The organism is Streptomyces vulcanius (assembly GCF_042653945.1).
Classification (GTDB): domain Bacteria; phylum Actinomycetota; class Actinomycetes; order Streptomycetales; family Streptomycetaceae; genus Streptomyces; species Streptomyces mangrovi.
Window position 1 is genome coordinate 1 of record NZ_JBHSFK010000120.1, and the last position, 1,084, is coordinate 1,084.

Sequence of the window (1,084 nt, forward strand, 5' to 3'; positions counted from 1 at the left end):
GCACGCCGAGCCGGCGGTGACCACACCGCCGGCCCCCGGCCCGCGGAAGACCGACGGCCGGACCGCGCAACGCCCGCCGGCGCTGCGCCTGCTGGCCCGCCCCGAGGTGGGTGTGTTCCTCGGCGCGGCTGCGGTGTACGTGTTCTTCCTGATCGCGGCCCCGCCGGTGCGCGAGGCCAGCGCGATGGCGAACATCCTCTACCAGTCGTCGACCATCGGGATCATGGCCCTGCCGGTCGCCCTGCTGATGATCGGCGGCGAGTTCGACCTCTCGGCGGGCGTCGCCGTGATCACCTCGGCGCTCACCGCGGCCATGCTCAGCTACCAACTGAGCATGAACGTCTGGGTCGGCGTGGTCGTCGCGCTCCTTGTCTCTCTTGCGGTCGGCTTCTTCAACGGCTGGATGCTGGTGAAGACCGGTCTGCCGAGCTTCCTGGTCACCCTGGGCACGTTCCTGATCCTCCAGGGCGTCAACCTGGCGGTGACCAAGCTGGTCACCGAGAACGTCGCCACCGACGACATCAGCGACATGGACGGCTTCGGCCAGGCCAAGAAGGTCTTCGCGTCGTCGTTCGACGTCGGCGGGGTCCAGGTGAAGATCACCGTGGTGTGGTGGCTGGTCTTCGCGGCGCTGGCGACCTGGGTGCTGATCCGGACGAAGTACGGCAACTGGATCTTCGCCGTCGGCGGGAACAAGGACTCGGCACGGGCGGTCGGCGTGCCCGTGACGTTCACCAAGATCTCCCTCTTCATGCTGGTCGGCTTCGGCGCCTGGTTCGTCGGCATGCACCAGCTCTTCTCCTTCAACACCGTCCAGTCCGGCGAGGGCGTCGGCCAGGAGCTGATCTACATCGCCGCGGCGGTGATCGGCGGCTGTCTGCTGACCGGCGGTTACGGCTCGGCGATCGGCCCGGTGTTCGGGGCGTTCATGTTCGGCATGGTCCAGCAGGGCATCGTCTACGCCGGCTGGAACCCCGACTGGTTCAAGGCCTTCCTCGGCGTCATGCTCCTGGGCGCCGTCCTGATCAATCTGTGGGTCCAGCGCACGGCGACCCGGAGGTGACCGACCCCATGACCACCAGCA

1 protein-coding gene is annotated in these 1,084 nt (G+C 67.9%); it reads left to right on the plus strand.

Annotated elements, in window-relative coordinates; all coding sequences use genetic code 11:
• Positions 1-1,063, plus strand: a 1,063-nt coding sequence (locus ACFPIH_RS56265) for an ABC transporter permease (RefSeq protein ID WP_385879452.1), incomplete at its 5' end; no start/stop codon positions are given.
• Positions 1,064-1,084: the final 21 nt, after the last annotated feature.